Below are 1,003 nucleotides of genomic sequence, written 5' to 3'. Positions count from 1 at the left end.
GCTCCTACGGAGCAGGACTGACCCGTACCCTGCGCCAGGCCGGCTACGACACCGTCGAGGTGCTGCGCCCCAGCCGCCGGGTCAGACGCCACCACGGCAAGTCCGACCCGATCGACGCCATCGCCGCGGCTCGCACCGTCCTGTCCGGAGACGGTGTCAGCCAGGCCAAGGACACCACCGGCCCAGCCGAGCAGATCCGGCTCCTGCTGGCAGCCCGCACCCGCCTGATCTCAGCCGCCACCGCGATCACTAACAGTATCCACTCCCTGCTGACCACCGCCCCCGAGCCCCTGCGCGAGCGCTACCGCAGGCTCGACACCCCGGCCCTGATCACCCGCCTGGCTCGAACTCGTCCCACCAGAACCATCACCACACCCCAGCAGGCCGCCACCAGCGCCCTGCACCACATGGCCCGCACCCACCAGGACCTGCACCACCGAGCCGAACGGCTCAACCAGCAGATGCATCACATCCTGACCACCCACTACCCCGGCCTGCTAGCCGTCTACGGCGCCGGCACCACCGTCGCCGCACAGCTCGCCGTCACCGCCGGAGGCAACCCCGGACGCATCCACAACGAAGCCGCCTTCGCCCCCATTCCCGCATCCAGCGGTAAAACCACCCGTCATCGCCTCAACCCAGGCGGCGACAGACGAGCCAACGCCGCCCTGCACCGCATCGCCCTGGTACGCCTACGCCACGACCCCACCACCAAGAACTACGCCAACCGACGCACCCAAGAAGGCAAAACCACCAAAGAAATCATCCGCTGCCTCAAACGAGCCATCGCCCGCGAGGTCTACCGCGCCCTGACCCAACCCCCACCAACCGACACCACCAGCACCCTGGCAGCACACCGCAAACGGCACCACCTGACCCAAACCGACGTAGCCCACGCACTGAACACCTACCCCGCCAGAATCTCCGACATCGAAAACCACCGACGCCCACTACCCCAACTCACGCACCGCTACCACCAATACCTCACCACCCTTGACACACA

General features: G+C 67.3%; 1 protein-coding gene. It reads left to right on the top strand.

Going from position 1 to position 1,003, the window contains the following annotated elements:
* A partial coding sequence (locus HMPREF0975_RS14305) for an IS110 family transposase (protein ID WP_009234956.1) occupies window positions 1-1,003 on the top strand: 1,003 nt, incomplete at both ends.

This window comes from Actinomyces sp. oral taxon 849 str. F0330 (genome assembly GCF_000239715.1).
GTDB lineage: Bacteria > Actinomycetota > Actinomycetes > Actinomycetales > Actinomycetaceae > Actinomyces > Actinomyces johnsonii.
Note: the sequence above shows the minus strand (reverse complement) of the source record. Positions and strands in the feature narration are given on the sequence as shown.